13 protein-coding genes and 1 pseudogene are annotated in these 17873 nt (G+C 64.0%); 1 reads left to right on the top strand and 13 read right to left on the bottom strand.

Annotated elements, in window-relative coordinates; genetic code table 11:
• Positions 1-110: 110 nt before the first annotated feature.
• The 9 genes from WT26_RS37540 to WT26_RS22900 all read right to left on the bottom strand — a co-directional run bounded on the left by WT26_RS37540 (position 111) and on the right by WT26_RS22900 (position 11635).
• Positions 111-494, bottom strand: a complete 384-nt coding sequence (locus tag WT26_RS37540; RefSeq protein WP_155123184.1) for a VOC family protein — start codon at positions 492-494, stop codon at positions 111-113.
• An 89-nt stretch (positions 495-583) separates the two neighbouring features.
• On the bottom strand, positions 584-1210 hold the full coding sequence (locus WT26_RS37535) for a VOC family protein (RefSeq protein WP_155123183.1): 627 nt from the start codon (positions 1208-1210) through the stop codon (positions 584-586).
• Between the two features lie 90 nt (positions 1211-1300).
• Positions 1301-1927 carry an Imm43 family immunity protein gene (locus tag WT26_RS37530; RefSeq protein WP_155123182.1) on the bottom strand — a complete coding sequence of 209 codons (627 nt, stop codon included), beginning with the start codon at positions 1925-1927 and terminating at the stop codon, positions 1301-1303.
• A 350-nt stretch (positions 1928-2277) separates the two neighbouring features.
• Complete coding sequence (locus tag WT26_RS36190; RefSeq protein WP_080485718.1) at positions 2278-2793, bottom strand: hypothetical protein; 516 nt, start codon at positions 2791-2793, stop codon at positions 2278-2280.
• Positions 2793-7034 (bottom strand): RHS repeat-associated core domain-containing protein, encoded by a 4242-nt coding sequence (locus WT26_RS22920; RefSeq protein ID WP_069270928.1) that lies wholly within the window; start codon positions 7032-7034, stop codon positions 2793-2795. The genes WT26_RS36190 and WT26_RS22920 overlap by 1 nt, the downstream gene beginning before the upstream one ends.
• A gap of 15 nt (positions 7035-7049) precedes the next feature.
• Positions 7050-7523: a DUF1795 domain-containing protein gene (locus WT26_RS22915; protein ID WP_060135311.1), complete on the bottom strand. Its 474-nt coding sequence runs from the start codon at positions 7521-7523 to the stop codon at positions 7050-7052.
• A 187-nt stretch (positions 7524-7710) separates the two neighbouring features.
• Positions 7711-8157 (bottom strand): hypothetical protein, encoded by a 447-nt coding sequence (locus WT26_RS22910; RefSeq protein WP_060135314.1) that lies wholly within the window; start codon positions 8155-8157, stop codon positions 7711-7713.
• A 108-nt stretch (positions 8158-8265) separates the two neighbouring features.
• A complete protein-coding gene (locus tag WT26_RS22905) occupies positions 8266-8829 on the bottom strand; it encodes a hypothetical protein (protein ID WP_231130510.1) in 564 nt (187 codons plus the stop codon).
• Entirely contained in the window at positions 8801-11635 is a 2835-nt protein-coding gene (locus WT26_RS22900; RefSeq protein ID WP_069274017.1) for a type VI secretion system Vgr family protein, read from the bottom strand. The genes WT26_RS22905 and WT26_RS22900 overlap by 29 nt, the downstream gene beginning before the upstream one ends.
• A gap of 467 nt (positions 11636-12102) precedes the next feature.
• On the opposite strand from WT26_RS22900, the gene WT26_RS22895 reads away from it, so the two are divergent.
• Positions 12103-12675: an NADPH-dependent FMN reductase gene (locus WT26_RS22895; RefSeq protein ID WP_069274016.1), complete on the top strand. Its 573-nt coding sequence runs from the start codon at positions 12103-12105 to the stop codon at positions 12673-12675.
• A 23-nt stretch (positions 12676-12698) separates the two neighbouring features.
• On the opposite strand, the gene WT26_RS22890 is transcribed toward WT26_RS22895, so the two are convergent.
• The 4 genes and pseudogenes from WT26_RS22890 to WT26_RS22875 form a co-directional block, all read right to left on the bottom strand.
• Entirely contained in the window at positions 12699-13319 is a 621-nt protein-coding gene (locus WT26_RS22890) for a DUF2894 domain-containing protein (RefSeq protein ID WP_155774689.1), read from the bottom strand.
• A pseudogene (locus WT26_RS22885) lies at positions 13309-13955 on the bottom strand (OmpA family protein). The gene WT26_RS22890 and the pseudogene WT26_RS22885 overlap by 11 nt, the downstream one beginning before the upstream one ends.
• A 3-nt stretch (positions 13956-13958) precedes the next feature.
• Entirely contained in the window at positions 13959-17006 is a 3048-nt protein-coding gene (locus WT26_RS22880) for a DUF802 domain-containing protein (protein WP_069274015.1), read from the bottom strand.
• 10 nt (positions 17007-17016) lie between these two features.
• Positions 17017-17784, bottom strand: a complete 768-nt coding sequence (locus tag WT26_RS22875) for a DUF3348 domain-containing protein (protein WP_069274014.1) — start codon at positions 17782-17784, stop codon at positions 17017-17019.
• Between the last annotated feature and the right edge of the window lie 89 nt (positions 17785-17873).

The raw sequence follows: 17873 nt of genomic DNA, 5'->3' as shown, positions 1-17873 counted from the left end.
CACTGTCGCACAGCGTGCTGCAAAACGGATCTTCCACTATGACCGCTTCCTTCCACCTGATGTGTTACCTATGCTTTGCCGCCTACTTCCAATACATCGGTCCACGAACCTTACAGCGCGCTCGGATGCCATTCGGTGATCAGAAACAGATTTCCACTTGCATCTCGTAACGATATGGTTTGACCGAGGGGATATTCATACGGCTGAGCACCTGCCCCTGCATCAGGAACAAGCCCTCCCTTCTGGAAGGCGACCACCGAAAGGCGTGCGAACTCCGAGCGACAATCTTCCGTCGTCATGCAAAAAATTGGCCAATCGCCAGACGGACTTCGATTTGGTTGAAGTTGCAAACAAAACGATGGGCAATCAATATGCCGAAGCAGAATTTCTCCCATACCGTAGTCTTGCGAAACGACAAAAAGGCGCAATTCTTTCACATAGAATCGAACCTGCTCGTCCACGGAAACTGTTGGCACAAAAATATCTGCTCTCATCACACTTTAGCAATCACCGCCCACCACGTCTCAAGACGAATATCGGCCACCTCACGCGACCTCCGCATCTCACTGACATGCCCATCGCCCTACACATACCATTCACTCAAATCAAATACATTTCCAGCGGGATCCCTTATTTTTAAAAATTTACCCAGCGGCCACTCCACAAACCCCGGATTCGAGAGGATTTCCGCCCCACTCTTGAAATCAAAGCCTTTTAGACGATTATACTCACCAAAACAGTCATCAACCCAGACAGAGAATATCGGCGCATCACCTTCTCGCACACCCAACTCCAGAGAAAGCATCAAATAAAAATCCTCACTCCGGATATATCGGAGAAATACATTCCCCCGGCCAAGATCATCGGCAACCTCGAACAGCGCCAGTTCATTGACATAAAACTCCACCGACTCCTCAGTCGATTTCGATGGAACAAAAACGATATTCTTCAATTCAGCACCTGACATAGCTGGTACACGTGCCTCGAGCCGTACCGCAGCGTCTGCAGTGGCTGCTTGTGCGGCAATGACAGCGTCGACACGTTGTCCAACTCTCCGACACGTATCCAGCCGGCCGTCGGCGCTCGTGAAGTAGCCTCGGCTCAACAGCTGTGCCGAATCACTTGCAGCTAAAGCCTGTGAGCGTCCGTCAACTTCGTTCCGAAGGATTTCGGTCGTGCGATCGAAGCTTCTCAGCAAAAGCAAAGCCAATTCACCTTGTGCATGAACATCGGTTCGCCATCACCTTGAAGATCGATCTCGACAAAATGCAGCGGGAGAAACGTGAACAACAACGCAGCCCTATGAAGCCTCGCCCCACGGGTCATAAATATAATTACTATCGATTGGAATAAACTCTATACCCTTCAACACCGCCCGCTCCGCCGCCTCCTTGAATTTCTCATTACAAACAAGCTCCATTATCTCGACACTCCGAAACAAGGCTGACGTACAATCATCACGGGGAACAAATCGCTTGATCCAGCTGTACATTGGAGTACCGGGAAAAAGATTGTTCTCAGCAATTTCCCCTGATTCCATATCCCTATCTTCCAAAAATTCAGAACTACTCCGATCAAGCAACGCAGCGCGTTCCGCCGGAAGAAATATCGAATAGCGCTTATCTCCAACATCTTTACCATCGCACGTGATCCGCAATGGAATTGCACGATAACGAACCTTCATCGCGTCACATACTTGCAAAAACTGCTCTGACACAAAATTCGTTTGACTTCCGTAAAAATCAAAATCAACCGAATCCTTAGAGTCCGCAAGCTGATATATGTAATCGTGCTCCACTGCCACGCTGAATGGATCACCAACATACATTGACCACTCCCACTCGTCGCGATTTACTGCTCCCGACAAGAAGTGCGGGCACCCAAACTCACCCTGACGATATTGAACGACATAGAATCGAGCATCCATCAAAGTAGCCTTCCAGTTATTACATCAATCACATGCTTCCCCGTCTCAAGCCTCTCTCGCGCCATATTTTGGATGCGTCCAACACCGAGAGCGAGTTGGGTGTCGCTGAGCCGTCCAGCGAGGAAGTGCTGATTGAGTTTTTTCAGCTCGGCCTCGATAGCAGCAGTGTATTGACTATGACTCGAGCAGTGCCCTGGCGGCCCCATGTCCTTCGCGAGTCCGGAAGCAGTGACGGTCAACGATCGCAGATTTGCCGTGATCGATCGGCCTCGGCCGATCACGGGCGGCCTCACGTCGACGCCCGTCGTTCCGCACGCTGCCCTGCCCCCTGACGACGCGCTCACACACCATTAAGAGACGCGGCTATCTTGCCGAATCTGTGCAGTTCTCTTTGGCAAATCTTCTACTCGGTTAACAATAACATCATAGCCGATGCTACCAACTGAACCATCGTCGCTTATATGTTGAACACCTTCAATTTTTACGGAGTAGTATCCACGTGGAATCGCGACCTTCGTCCACCCAAGATATTCCCCCCAATCCCAAAACACGGCAGCGTCCGCTATGTAAAGATCGCCATCAATCTTCAACACATATCCCGAGTCTGAAAATACAACTCTACGACGCACGGAGCTCTCAGGATCACCCTCAAAAAAACGAACAAGGTAGCCACCGTCATCAATATTAATGATAGGAAGCACAACACCGCCATCAACGACCTTGTCACCCAAGTCAGTTTGAGTAAAGTCGCTCAGAATGTTTTGCCCATTAACCACTGGATCGGCAAAAAAATTCATCAAATCCGGATACGAAAAAATAACTATTCCATTAAAATCAACGTCTATTTTCACCGAATCGAGCAGCATCAGCACCCTCCGCCTTTCTTTGATTTAAACCAGTCAACTAGCTTCGCATGCGCCTGCTTGGGAGTAACGTTTGTAGCAAGAACCTCACCGGTCGCTGGTATTCGAAGATCACCCTTTATGTGGCTCACACTATCCAACCCCTTTGATGTTGCCTCGAATAACTCTTCTGCAGTTCCCGTCCACGGCCCCTGAAGTTTACCGACATCACCCTTGATAGCGCGATGCAACTCCTCGTGCATGCCGGCTTCATATGGATCGGGAAAGAATGTCGGTGTGTTTCTCTCCGTACCTAACGCATCGAGCCCGATACTGTTCGCCTTGCCACGCGGAATCAGATGATGCCCCATCCCGTTGGGATTCCACGGCCATGGCATCCATCCAAGCGGATCAATCCAGCTCACCGGATTCGGGACGTACGCATACAAGTTATTTCCACCGCCCAACCCAATCGGATCCTGATTAACGAACCTCCCCACATCCGGGTCATAAAACCGGAACGTGTTGTAATGCAGCCCGGTACTGTCGTCAGCATACTGCCCCGCATACCGCAACGGCTGCTCTATACGCGGCGCCGCCAACTGCCGATCCCCAGCATCGACCTTCCCCCAAGCCGAATACCGACCGGCCCACGCGACCTCTCCTGCCTCGTCCGTCACCTCCAGCGGCGCACCGACCAGATCCGTATGGAAATGGTAGACCCGTGCCGCGTGTTTCGCCTCGTCGATCGCAACCGCCGCAACCGCGTCCGCGATCACCGCGTCGACACGCGCCGCCGGCGTATACGGCGCATCCGGGCTGTAAACATAGCTGCTGACGCCGGTTTCGCGAATCTCTTGCGCGAGCCTCAACCCTTCCCACACGAACCGCTTGCGCTCGGCACGCAGCTCCACGCCGCGATGATCGAAGCAAGTTTCGGTCTTCGCCGTCCGCCGTCCAAGCGGGTCATACTCGAACCGCGCTTCGACCACCCCGCTCGCATCTTCCGTCCGCACGGCAATCAACCGATCCTGCCCATCGTAGCCAAACCGCTGCGTCCGATTCGGCCCCTGCTGTTTCGTCGCAAGATTCCCGAACGCGTCATAAGCGAACCGCAAGTCCTGCCACATCCGCAGCCGGTTGCCTTCCACGTAACCGCGGCTGCGACGCTGTCCGTCATCCAGCAGATTGCCGGCCGCATCCCACGCGAATTCCTCGAGATGCCGGTCCGCCGTGCGGTACTGCCGCATCAACCGCCCCGCCGGGTCGTAGCTGTATTGCGTGCTGCCCCGCAGGCTGTCGCTCATCTCCGTCAGCTCGCCGGCCGCGTCGTAACCGTAATTGCGCCACAACTGCCCACGCATCCGGCCGGTCGTCTCCGGCGACAACCCGGCCGCCTGCCAAAGCTTGCGTCCCAGCAAGTCATAACCCGACCGTTCGACCAGACGCCCTTGCGTCCGCAAGATCTCGCGATGCAGGTCGTCCCGTTCGAAATCGCTGACCACCTGGTCGCCGCAGCGAATCTGGTGCACGTGGCCCGAGCCGTATCGCAGCATCTGCAGCGTCTGCTCATGCGGCAACGACAGCGTCGACACGTTGTCCAGTTCGTCCAGCGCGTATCCGACCGTGCCGTTCACGCCATGCTCGGCAATCAGCCGCCCGCCCTTGTCATATTCGAACCTGACCGCATCCGGCTCGATACCGAGCGCGACACCCGCATCGGTCGGCGTCCGCTCGACGGCAAGCAGCCGGTCTCCCGCATCGCGCTCGTAGCGAGTCACGTCGGTCGGCGTATGCTGCGCCGTCAGATTCCCCATCAGGTCGCGCTCGAAGCGAAGCACCCGAACGGCCTGCGCATCACGACGATTCGCATCGTCAGCCGCACCGACGATCGTCAGCTCCCGAAGCCCGCCGGCATCGTCGTAGGCAAAGCGCCGCTTCACGCCATCCGGCCGCGTTTCGGACAGCAAACGCCCGCCCGCGTCATAGGCGAACGCATAGCGCGCATGATCGTTCAGCAGCTCGAACAGCCGCCCTTCGGCATCGTAGCGATACACGAGCCGGCGCCCCGCCGGATCGATCGCTTCGCGCAACTGGCCACGCGCATTGCGGATCGATTGCCGGATGCGTCCGCCCAATCCGACATGTCGCACGACGAGCCCAGCCGCATCGTATTCGAAGGACTCCTCGCTGCCGTCCGGATAGGCGATGCGCACCGGTTCGCCGGTCGGCCGCATCGCGTACGAGACGCGCTGCCCCAATGCGTTTTCCGTGGCGACCGGCAGTCCGAACGCGTCGAACTCGCTGCGCGTGGTCTTCCCCGAGCAATCCGTATAGGCGACGAGCTGACCGAGCCGGTTCCACGCCAGCGCCTTGCGTCCCCCGCGCGCATCGACATGCGCGGCGGGCTGCGACGTCAGCCCGTCGGGATACTCGTACCGGTTGATCCGGCCAAGCGGATCGCGGCTGAGCAGCAGGCGCCCCTGACGGTCATATTCCGCCTGCCAGACGCCACCGTCCGGCGCGGTGATTTCCACCGGACGCAGGCTGTTGCCGTCGTACCGCGTGCGCGTCGTGCGCCCGAGCGGATCGGTTTCGGCGACGATGCGCCCCGCGTCGTCATATTCCAGCGCGACCTTGCGCTCGCCGGGCAGCATGAACGCAATCGGCCTGCCGGCATCGTTGTACTCGATCCGGTACTGCGCGCCGTCGAGATCCGTGCATTCGACGACCTGGAACTGCGCGTCGTAACGCCATCTCGCCGAACGTCCGTCGAGATGGCGAACGCGGCTCTCCCGCGCGTCGAGGTCGTATTCGAACGTCCAGTGCTCGCCCTCGCTGGTCTGCGTCGCGACGACGCGCGGCTGCCCGCCGATCGCCGCCCACTTGTAGCTCGACACGAATCCCAGCGCGTTCGTGTGGCTCGTCATCAAGCCGTCGGCATACGCAAAGCGGCGCACGACCGCGCCGTTCGCGTCCGTCACCGACGCCATCTGACCGTTGTCGTCGTATCCATAGGCGACGGCGAGACGGCGCTCGTCACCGTGGACAAGCGTGACCGTTGCGAGCCGGCCGTGGACGGCCTCGTAATCGAGCACCGCCTGTATGCCGCCGCAGGTGAGGATCTCGCGCACGCGCCCCTGACTGTCGCGCTCGAACTGCGTCCACTGCCCGGCCTGGTCCTCGATGCGGCGCACCCACGCGATCCGGTCCGTGTCGGGATCGAGCCGCCCGAAGTCGTAATACGTTTCGCCGACGTCGTGCAGCACGTAACGCCCGTCGGGCGTGCAGGTCAGATAGCGCTGCTCGCTCTCGCTGAACGACGACTGCCCGTTGCGAACCAGCGGAAACCCGCTTTCGCGCCCTTGCGCGTCCGTGTACCAGAGCCGCCCGTCGCGCGCCTGCAGCCGCAGGTCCCACGGCAGCACCCAGCCGCGGCCGAGCGTGCCGACGTGGTCGAGGCCGCTCGAATAGAAGCGCCTGATCGCGACCGGCAGCGGAGCCGGAATGACGTAATCGGTTTCCGATTCGGCGAGCAGGATCTTGCGCCCGGTCGTGACGTCGACAGGATTGCCGAACATCCCGCCGATCGCGCGATTGATCGCGGGCCCGGCCACGTAGCGCCCCACGGCCTCTCCGAGCACGAAGCCGCCGATGAACTTCGCCGCGCACGGCAAGACCGCGCGCGACAGTCCGCCGGCGGCCTTCACGAGGCCGGCGAGCCCGCCGACCAGCCCCGCCAGCGCGAATGCCCAGTCGACCGTGGTACGGAGCCACGGCGGCACCTCGTCGTCCACCGGCAGGTAGGTTTCCGTGCCGCCGTGAATGAACGTATCGTGCGAGCCGTCGCCGATCGCCGCGCCGCACGTGATCTTGTCGTCCTTGCGCGCGGCGGGCCGCCCGTTGATGAAGACGTTGGTCGAACCCTGCGCGACGAGCGGCACCGGATTGTGCTTGTCGCAAGCCGTGCCGCTCAGCGTGGCGTACGCGGCGGGCTTGCCGTTGATGAAGACGTTGGCGGAGCCGGTGACGATCGCACCGGACGGAGAACTGAACATCTTCCCTATCGCCTCTCCTAGCGACAGGATCGCGCCGGCTCCGACGCCGGCAACCAGGCCCGCCAGCAACGCCACGCCGAAGCCGCACGTGAAGGTCGCAAACGCGACCGCGGCGATCAGCGCGACGCCGATGACGGCGCCGATCAGGAAACCCGCGAGCGCGCTGGTGTGCTCGATCGGATCGGTGACGCGTGCGGCCTCGAACATGGTGTTCGTTCCTCGTCAGGCCAGCCCGGCTTCGCCGGTTTCGTCCGCAGGCCGATAGCCGTCGAGCCATGTGCGCCACGACGCGTCCAGTTCGTCGTTGAAGGCCCTGGCGCTCGATGCGGTAAAGATCAGCACGCGCCCCGGCGCAACGATGAATGCCGCCTGCCGCTGGAACACGACGCGCGTACCGTTGCGGTGGCTCGCGTCGATGCGCTCGCCGGCGAGCGCCCGGTGGTCATCCGGGCCGAGCCGTTCTGCTTGCCGCGCGATCAGCTTGTGCCCCTGCAGCCGCGACTTGAGCAGCGCGAGCTGCCGGTCGACGTACGGCGCGAGCGTCTCGCCGTCCTTCAGCCAGTCGCGTGCGACGCTCAGGTTCGGCTGGTTCGCCGGATCGGCCGGCACGAACAGGTTGGTGGTGCGGTCCTCGAATCCGTCAGGCAGCGTGATGCTGCCTTCGTGAATGCGGATGCGGTTGTCTGGATCGGTCATGCTGGTTATCCGATGAAACTCGTTGGATGAATCGGTCTTGAGGCCGGCTTGCCGTTCAGTACGGGAGGACGCCGGCGGCAGTGCGTCAATTTGCGAGCCGTCGTTGCAGCTTCAGCCGTGTGGTGCGTGAATGCCCCGGTGTCCGTGCCTCGCGTTGCGGCACGGAACACCGCATGAGGCGCCGGACTCAGTCTTGCTTTTTGGGCTTGAACGAGACAGTGGCGAGACAGGCGGGATTGCGCTCCTCGAAGCCGAACGACAGCTGCCCCCAGGGCAACTGCGCCGAATGCGTCGTTGCCTCTTCGAGCGACCGGCCGCGCGGCACGTCGGTGATTTCGAGGTGGCTGTAGCGTGCGCGCACCGCATCGAGTCCGACGCACGGCCCGCCCAGCTCCAGCACCATGAAACCCGGATGCGCGCCCTGCCGCTTGACGCGCAAGTCCACGTTCTTGATGACCACGCCGTCCGTCAGCGTGACAGGCGTGCTCTTGAAGAACTGGAACACGTCATTCCCCTCTTCGTCGGTCGCGGTCAACCGGGTCGACAGTGCATGTTCGACCTTAGCCTTCGAGAACGGGACCTGCAGCGCCAGCGCGTCGATCGCCTGCCACAGGGTCATCGTTGATTGCGTCATGTGTGAATCCTGTACGTCTTTTCCATCGGCCCGGCTGCATCCGGCAAGCCAGATCACCACGCCAAGCGTCGTCAGAACCCGTCGCAAGTTATTCACGGCGCGCCGGACTCAGTCTTGCTTTTTGGGATCGAACGCGACGAAGGCGAGACAGCCGGGATTGCGCTCCAGGAAGCCGAACGCCAGTTCCCCCCAGGGCAGCTTCTCCGCATGCGTCGTGGATTCGTCGAGCGAACGACCGCGCGGAACGTCGACGATTTCGAGGTGACTGTAGCGTCCACGCACGGCATCGAGTCCGACGCACGTGCCGCCCAGCCGCAGCACCATGAATCCCGGGTGCTCGCCCTGGCGCTTGATGCGCAAATCCACGTTCTCGATGACCACGCCGTCCGACAGCGTGACCGGCGTGCTCTTGAAGAAGTGGAACACCTTGTTCCCCTCCCGATCGATCTCGGTCAAGCGGGTCGGCAGCGTCTGTTCGATCCTGGCCTTCGAGAACGGAACCTGCTGCGCCAGCGCGTCGATCGCTTGCCACAGGGTCATCTTTGATTGCGTCATGTGTGAATCCTGTACGTTTTTTCCATCGGCCTGGCTGCATCCTGCAAGCCAGATCACCACGCCAAGCGTCATCAGAACCCGTCGCAAGTTATTTCTTGGGCGGGAAATTGTTGTCATACCAGCCTCCGTAATATTCTGCATAAGGTTGCTTCGTGTTCGACGTGATTTCGCCCCTGCCGAATTGCGCGCCGATCGCCTGCCGGGCGGCGTCGGCGTTGCCGTCCTTCAGGAACTGGTCGTATGCCTTGTTGTACGCCGCGTGGTTGGCACTGTTGCCGGCAATGCCGATATCCGCGCCGCCGTTCGCGAGAATTTCGCGCCGGGCCTTGATGTTGTTCAGCGTCGCCGCGCCTTCGTCCGCCAGTGTGCCATTGACGTACGCAGTTTTCGACGAATAGTCCGGCGTGAACCCGTAGGTCGCGTGGCCTGCTTCGTGCGCCAGGGTTTGCGTGGTTTCCGCTACCTTGCCCTTGAGGTTGCCGTCGAACGTGACGGTCTTGTTGCGGCGATCCGCAAACGAACCGCCGCCCGGCGCGCCATAATCGAATGACCAACCTTCATCCTGGAGCTTCTTCAGCTCACCCTGCAGACCCGGCGATTTCGCGGCAAGCTGGTCGACGTCGTGACCGAGCCCCGTCTCCACCGGGGGCGCGGCCGATCCCGCAGCCGCGCCGGCACCGGCCGCACCTGCGCCTGCCGCCCCGCCTTCCGCCGCAGCAGGACCTGCCCCACCGGCCCCACTCGCTGCCGGCGCCGACGGCCCCGACGACGCGCCCTGGTTCAAATGAATGACCGGACCGTCGATGTAGATGCCGCTCGCGTCGATGCGAATCGTGGACGCCCCGTGCGTCAGCGTGATGCTGCCTTGCGTCAGGATCACGACGCTGTCGCCGACGCGATGCTCGATGCCGTCGCTCGCCAGATGGCTCTGCATGCCGGGGCCGGCCTTGCTCGCGACCGCGTTGGTGTTGATCACGTTGGCGGTCGACGATCGCGTGAGTGCGACCATCTCGGTCATGTTGCCCTGCGCCACATGCTTCGTCTCATCCCCCTTCAGCACCGACACCTTCCGCGCGCCGCCTTCGACCGTATGCGACTCGTTGTTCTCGACGACGGTGTTCATGTCCTTCTGCGCGTGCATGAAGAATTCCTGCGCACCGTCCACGTCGGAGAACCGCAGCTCGTTCGACCCCTGCCCCTTGTGCGTCTGGCTCTTGATCCCCATCGTCTGGCCGGCCGCACCGTGATACGGGTTGCCTTGCTCGCCGTTGAACACGCGGCCGACGATCACCGGGTTGTCCGGATCGCCCTGGTTGAACGCGACGATCACCTCCTGCCCGATGCGGGGAATCGCGGAGCCGCCCCAGCCCTTGCCGGCCCACGGTTGCGACACGCGCACCCACATCGAATCGGAGCCGTCCTTCTTGCCGCGCCGGTCCCACGGAAAATGCACCTTCACCGCGCTGCCGTTGGTATAGATTTCCTCGCCCTTCGGCCCGACGACGATCGCCGACTGCGTGCCGTGCATGGACGGCTTGCGGGTGCGCCGTTCCGGCCGGAACGGAATGTCGAACGGCAAACACGTGAACGAGTTGCGATACGGCAGCTCGGCGCCCTGGCGCGTGTAATCGTTGACCGCCCGATGGCGCACGCGCAGGATCACGAACTCCTTGCCGTTGTAGGACGACGACGCGTGATTGGCGAGCGTGAAGCGCCCGTTCGTCGTCATCCCGCGCGCATAGCCGCCGCCGTTGAAACGCCGCGCCTGCGCCTCCTCGGCCTCCATCGCAAAGCGGGCGTAGCGGTTGCCGTCGTCGCCGTGGTCGTACAGCGAGTGGAATTGATAACGTTCGGTCGCCTGAATGTTGTCGTGCTTGAGGTTGACGGTCGGCACCTCGACGTGCATCAGCGACGACGACGGCTGGTTGTAGTTGAAGTCGCGGAACGTGACCTTGCCGACCCGGAAGCTGAACGCCTCGTCCCAGCGATCGATGCCGTTCAGTTCGCTGGCCGCGCTGTCGGCGTAGTACGAGATCGTCTCGGCTTGCGGGATCGGACGGAACAGCGAATTGCTGTCGCCGATCACGAGGACATGCTTGTCCTTCTCGTAGCGGTGCGTCCAGACGAGCCCCTCCTGCTCCATCAACCGCGCGCAGAAGTTGTAGTGCGACTCGTCGTACATCACGATGTATTCGAGCGGCGACTGCTTGCCGCGGATGTCGAATTCGAAATCCGCGAAGCCCATTTCCTGGAAGATCCCGCGCAGGAGGTCCTGCGGCGTCTTGTTCTGGAAGATCCGGCAGTCGGTCGAGCGGGTCAGAAACCAGAACCACGGCACGACCGACATCTCGTAGCGCGTGACCGTGCCGGAGTTGCCGACCTTGCCGAACGACGCGACATAGCCGTCGAAGTAGCGGCGCACGTCGGTCTCGGCGGACGCGGCCACGATCTTCGTCAAGCTGAAATTCTTGCTCTGCGGGTCCAGCACGATCTTCACGCGCTGGCCGACGATCTGCTCGGGCCCGATGTTGTTCCGGTGGGACAGCAGGTCGAGGTGGATCTCGGGCAAGCGGTTCACGTGCTCGTCGATGACGGCGGCGCTGACGAGCAGCACGTCCGGGCCGAGCGGCGTATCGAGCGTCACGTAGCGGTTTTCCTGGGTCAGTTGCGGGCGCGCGCCCGCCATGGCGTTGAGCGCATCGGCGATCGATTCGGGGGTCTTGCCCAGCATCGCCATCCCGGTCTGCGCGAGCCGGACGGCGCTCGCCGCGCCGCCGAGCAATCCCGCGCCCGGCATGCCGGTCAGCGCGCCGAGCTGCCCCGCCATGCCGGCAATCGAACCCAGACTCGCCAGGCCACCCGCCGAAGCCGGGACGGCGCCGCCGGCAATCCCGCCCGCGCCCCTGTTTTCCGCGAAACTCATGATTAACCTCTTTGTTATCGGGCGGGGCGAATGCCTGCCCCGCGACGCGCCCGTTTGTCACGGTCTCTCAGCCGCCGGACGCGCCGCCAAATATAACAAATCGAAAGGAAATTCATAAGCATCCGCAAGCTTTTGACGTTCTTTTAAATCGCCGCGGAGATTCGCAAGCCGATCGAACCCGGTTCGGGAAACCGGTTCCGGGATGCCGCCGGCATCATGGCCAAATCAATCGGCAAATAAATACCGATCGAAATCAAAATGCAGTCAGCATCAAAGTCATATTTACCGATTCACGACATTGCGCATTCGGAATCGATTCGATTCAATTCGACGGCTCACACGCGATTTATCGATAATCCGGAAATGATGGTCCGCTGCTTGGGCAGTCATCCCGCCGCCCCGATGCGATAATCCGCCCGGTTCCCACCCAACGCAGCCTGCCTTCGCCGCCCTCCCGGCGCTCACCGATGCCGATCGAACCTCGAACCTCAACTTCCACGCGCATGGAGATCGTCGCGTTGTGCGGCAGCCTCCGCGCGTGTTCCTGCAACGCGGCGCTGCTCGACGCCGCGGCCGCCGTTGCGCCGCCGGACATGCATGTCGCCCGGTTCCTGCATCTCGGACAGTTCCCGCTCTTCAATCCCGACGTCGAGCACCCGACGCCCGAACCGGTTCGCGACTTCATCGACCGGATGAACGCGGCCGACGGCGTGCTGATCGCGAGCCCGGAATACGCGCACGGCGTGACCGGCGTGATGAAGAACGCGCTGGACTGGGTCGTCGGATGCGAAGCGTTCGTGTACAAGCCGGTCGCGGTGCTGAACGCATCGCCGCGCGCGACGCATGCGGACGCGGCGCTGAAGGAAACGCTGTCGGTGATGTCCGCTCACGTCGTGGACGAAGCGTCGATCACGCTCCCGATCCTCGGCAGCCAGCTCGACGCGGCCGGCATCGCCGCGCATCCGCCGTTCGCCGACGCGCTGGCGCGCGCGTTGCACGCATTGCGCGCGGCGATCCTGCGGCCGGCCGCGCCGGGCTGAGCGCCCCGGCACGCCGCCGCGCGCTACCGCGCCTTGCTCCGCGCGCCCTTCTTCACACCCTTCGCGCGCGGCGCTTCCTTTTCCGCCTGCGCGCCACCGCCGGTGAGGTCTTCGAGCCACGCGAGCGCATCGACGTACGACAGGAACTGCTGCAGATATTCCGGCGACAGCTCGCGCATCGTCGCGAGCGACCGATGCACGAGGCTGTTCGAATTGAGCGGCCCCGCGTTGCGCGGCACCTGGTCGAGCGACTTGCGGTACTGCTGTTCGGTGCGGACCTTCGACCAGGTTTCCCTGAAGTACTCGATCAGCGCCGGGTCGATCCCGGCCCGGTCCGCCTGCGCGTCGCGCGCGATGTGCGTCACCAGCCCCGCGAGCGCGCCGCTCGCCGGCCTCGCCTGCGCGACGTCGTCTGGTTCGTTCGCGTCGTCCGCGTGCGCGCCGGCACGCTCGACGTCGTCGGCATAGCCGGCCAGCAGCGCGTCGAGCCGCGCATCCAGCAGGCGTCGCGCATCGCCGTCATGGCCCGCAGCACGCCGCTCCAGTGCGTCGATCCGATGAAAGCGCACCGGGTCCAGCCGATCGGCGCCGGATGCGCGCCATGCATCGAGCATCGCGCGGGCGCGCGTCGCGTCACGGTTCACGGCGGCCACCGTTCGATGCCGACTTGCGCGGTACCGGCGCGATCTCCACGCGGCGGTTCTTCGCGCGGCCTTCATCGTCCGCATTCGAGCTGACCGGCTGTTCGGAGCCGAACGCGGCCGCGAACACCGACGACGCCGGCACGCCGGCGTCGATCAGCGCACGCGTGACCGTCAACGCGCGCTTGGCCGACAGCTCCCAGTTGTCCGCGAACAGGCGGTTGCCGGCATGCACCTGCTGGTCGTCGGCGAAACCGCTGATCATCAGGATCTCGTCGCGGGTCTTCAGGTAGGCGGCCAGCGGTGCGGCCAGCGTCTTCAGCAGCGCCTTCCCTTCAGGCTGCAACTGGTCGGAGTTCAGCGCGAACAGCACGTTGCCGCTGATGCCGATGCGCCCGTTCACGAGCGTCACGCGGCCGGCCGCGAGCGGCCCGGCGAGCGCCTGCTCGAGCGACTTGCGCTGCTGCGCTTCCTGCTGGCGCGCGCGCACGGCTCCTCGAGCTTCGACGTGAGCTGCAACTGCATGCCGATCACGCCGACGAGGATCAGCACGAACGCGCCGAGCAGCACCGACATCAGGTCGGCGAACGCGGGCCACACCGGCGCGGAAGGCGCGCCGCCGTCGATTTCGTCGTGCATGCGTTACGCTCCGACGGACGCCCGCCGGCCGGCGAGCTGCTGCAGGTCTTCGACGATCTGCTTCTGCGACATCATGCTCAGGTCGATCACCTCGCGCGCCTGCGCGACGTAGTATTCGAGCTGCTCGTCGCTGCGCGCGAGCGATTTCTCGAGCGCGGCCTCGATGCGTTGCAGATGGGTCAGCAGCTTGTCGTTCGACTCGCCGAATACCTGCACGGCCATCGCGAACGCATCGCCGAGGCTCGCGACTTCGACCGCGCCCGCCGTGACTTGCGCGGCCACCGCGTCGAGCTTGCGCGTTTCCGCATCGACGGTGTCGTTGAAGCGCGCGCCGACGCGGTCGAGCAGGTCGGCCGACGTGCTGACGAGCGCGTCGATCGCGGTGCGCTGTTCGGTCGACGCGTGATTGACCGCGCCGAGCAGCGTTTCGAGCGTCGCGAGCAGGCGGCTGCGTTCCTCGAGCATCGCGGTGTCGTGTACCAGGCTGTCGGACAGGCGCTGGCGCAGCTCGGCCACGACGTCGGCCGCGGCCTTCGGCGCCTCCGATGCAGCCTGCACGAGGCGCGCGATCTCGTTGATCGTGTCGCTCGCATGCACCTGCGCCTGCGCGGTGATGTCGTTCGCGGTGCGGGCCAGCGTGTCGCAGATGTCCTGCTGGCGCGTCGCGGCCTGCGCGCTCGTGTGCGCCCATTCGTCGCGCAGCTTCGCCGCCATCTCCGCAAGCGAAGCGCTCCATGCCGCGAGACGCTGTTCGTCGCGCGACGCCAGTTCGGTCTGCAGGTTCGCGTGCGAGTCGCGCATCGTGTTCAGTAGCGATGCCGAATGCTGTTCGAACGTCGTGGTCTGTGCGCCGATGTCGGTTGCCGTTTGCGCCAGCGCATCGCAGATCGCCTGTTGGCGGTTCGTGTGGTTCGCGCTCGTCTGCGCCCACTCGTCGCTCAACTTTGCTGCCATCTCTGCAAGCGAAGCGCTCCATGCCGCGAGACGCTGCTCGTCGCGCGAAGCCAGTTCGGTTTGCAGATTCGCGTGCGACTCGCGCATCGTGTTCAGCAGCGATGCCGAATGCTGTTCGAACGTCGTGGTCTGTGCGCCGATGTCGGTTGCCGTTTTCGCGAGCGCATCGCAGATTGCCTGCTGGCGACCCATGTGGCTCGCACTCGTTTTCGCCCACTCGTCGCTCAACTTTGCTGCCATCTCTGCAAGCGAAGCGCTCCAAGCCGTGAGACGCTGTTCGTCGCGCGACGCCAGTTCGGTTTGCAGATTCGCGTGCGACTCGCGCATCGTATTCAGCAGCGACGCCGAATGCTGTTCGAACGTCGTGGTCTGCACGCCGATGTCGGCTGCCGTTTTCGCGAGCGCGTCGCAGATCGCCTGCTGGCGGTTCGTATGGTTCGCGCTCGTCTGCGCCCACTCGTCGCTCAGCTTCGCCGCCATCTCCGCAAGCGAAGCGCTCCATGCCGCGAGACGCTGTTCGTCACGCGAAGCCAGTTCGGTTTGCAGATTCGCGTGCGACTCGCGCATCGTATTCAGCAGCGATGCCGAATGCTGTTCGAACGTCGTGGTCTGCGCGTCGATGTCGGTCGCCGTTTTCGCGAGCGCGTCGCAGATCGCCTGCTGGCGGCTCGCGTGATGTGCGCTCGTCTGCGCGAGGTCGTCGCGCATCGCGGCGGCCATCGCCGCGAGCGATTCGCGCCACGCGGCCAGCCGCTGTTCGTCGCGCGACGCGAGCTCGCCCTGCAGGCCCGTGTGCGACTCGCCGATCGCGCGCAGCAGCGACGCCGAATGCTGCTCGAACGTCGCCGCGGCGGCCTCCAGCGCGCGCGCGTTGTGGCCGGCCAGCGTCTCGCCCACTTGCTCCTGGCGCGCCAGCGCGTGCTGCCAGCCGTCGGCCATGCGCTGCTCGGTCGCTTCGAGGCGCGTCGCGACGCCGTCGAGCAGATCCGTCGAACGCTGCGCGAAGGTCTCGGTGAACTGTTCGAGCGCGGCATGCAGATGGCCGGCCGCGGCCTCGCTCGAGCGCCGATGCTCGTCGAGCGCGCGGCTCCAGACGGCCGTCACGTTGCCGGTGGTCTTCTCGAAGCCGCTCGACAGGCCGTCCAGCTGCCGCTCGACCGCGTGCGTGACGGCGTCGCGCAGCACGGTCATTTCGCGTGCGAGCCCGGCCATCGTCGTTTCCATCACCGGCTGCAGCGCGGCACCGGCCACGCGCGCGCTTTCGGCGGCGCTTTCCTTCAGCGACTGGCCGACCGACGACGCGAGCCGCGCATAAGCCTGCTCCGTCCGGTCGAAGAACGCTTGCTGGCTTTCGATCTGGCGATCGTGCAGCGCGACGCTGCGCGCCTCGAGCGACGTCATCATCGTCTGCAGGCGGTCGACCAGCGCCGGCATCACGTCGGCCTGGCGCTGCAGCAGCCGGAACGATTCGTCGCGCCGGTGCGCGGACGAATGCACGCGCAACGTCGTCGCGATCCTCGCGTCGAGCTGCTGGCCCGCATCGATCCGCTCGCGGCGCACGAGCGCGGACAGCAGGCCGAGCATCGCGGACGTCGCGACACCCGCGATCGACGTGCCGAATGCGAAGCCGAGGCCCTTCACCGGCGCGATCAGCGACGCGCGGATCGCGTCGAGATCGGTCGCGCTTTCGAGCGCGGCGCCCGTGCCCTTCAGCGTGACGACCATCCCGAGCAGCGTGCCGAGCATGCCGAGCAGCACGAGCAGGCCGACGAGATAAGGCGTGAGCGACGGGCCCGGCAGCGCGACGCGCGCGCCTTCGACCCGCGCGCGCACGGCGCCGCGCAGGCCGGGGTGCAGCGTGTCGAGCCACGTGTCGAGCGCCGGCGGCGGCCCGGACAGGCCGTTGACGGCACCGGCGAGCGTGGCGGTGGCCTGCCGGTAGCGCAGCAGTTCGGCCGCGCCCGTGAGATAGCACGCGGCGATCAGCAGCGTGACGGCCGACGCCAGCGGGTTCGACGCGACATAGCCGACGCCGATCCAGCACACCGCGACGAGGCCGGCCATAAATACAACGAGATCAAGGCGAATTCTGGACATAGCGTGTTCATTAGCAGGTGCGAAGGGCCGCGAGCAGCCCGTCTACCGTTTGAAACCGGACTTCGAGTTCGGCAAGCAGCACGCTCTGCATGTCCTTGCGGAATACGTCCAGCCATGCGCCGGGCGTGACGGCCGGATGCTCGGGGTGTTGCGGATTTTCCGGACGTTCCGGGTCTTGCGCGTCGGCAAGCGCCTGCTGCTCCGCCGCGCGCAGCCGCCCGAAGCGCGTACCGAGCAGCGCGGGCACGGCCGACAGCAGGCTGCGCTCGCGCGCGCCGAGCACGCGCTCCATGATCGCGTCGAGCGTCGCGAGCCGCGCCATCCCGGACGAGCGCGCGGCGAGCGCGACCCGCAGCCGGCCACGCAACTGGCCGATCGCCGTTTCCATGTCCTGCTGCAGGGTCAGATAGCGCTGCCGGAAATCCGCATAGTCCGCGTAATCGGCCGTCTCGCCTGCCGGCGGCGCCTGCCGCGCGCCGTTGCGGCGGCTCGCGGCGGCCGGGCGGGCGACCATCATCGCCTGCGCGAGCTCGTGGCGCACGCGCGCGCAGTCGCGCTCCGCGTCGCCGCCGGCCGGGCGCGCGCCGCCGGCCGCGACCGCGGGCGGACTGCCGTTCAGCGCGGACGACAGCGTGATCGCGTCGGTCCAGCCGAGCCACTGGCTCAGCCGGTCGGACAGCGTCTGCCGGGATTCCGCGACGTCGGCATCGGCCAGGCGCGCGAGCAGCCGGACGAGCGCCGGGCCGCTCAGCGCCGGGCGCGGAGGTGCTTGCACCATGCTGCAAACCGTCAAAAAAGGCAGCAGTTTACACGTCGCGGGCCGGTCGGCCGCCGGATTGCGGTCGGCGAGCCGGCCGCCGGAGCGGG

Origin of the sequence: Burkholderia cepacia (assembly GCF_001718835.1) — a bacterium.
GTDB classification, from domain to species: domain Bacteria; phylum Pseudomonadota; class Gammaproteobacteria; order Burkholderiales; family Burkholderiaceae; genus Burkholderia; species Burkholderia cepacia_F.
This window is presented reverse-complemented; position numbering and strand designations above follow the sequence as displayed.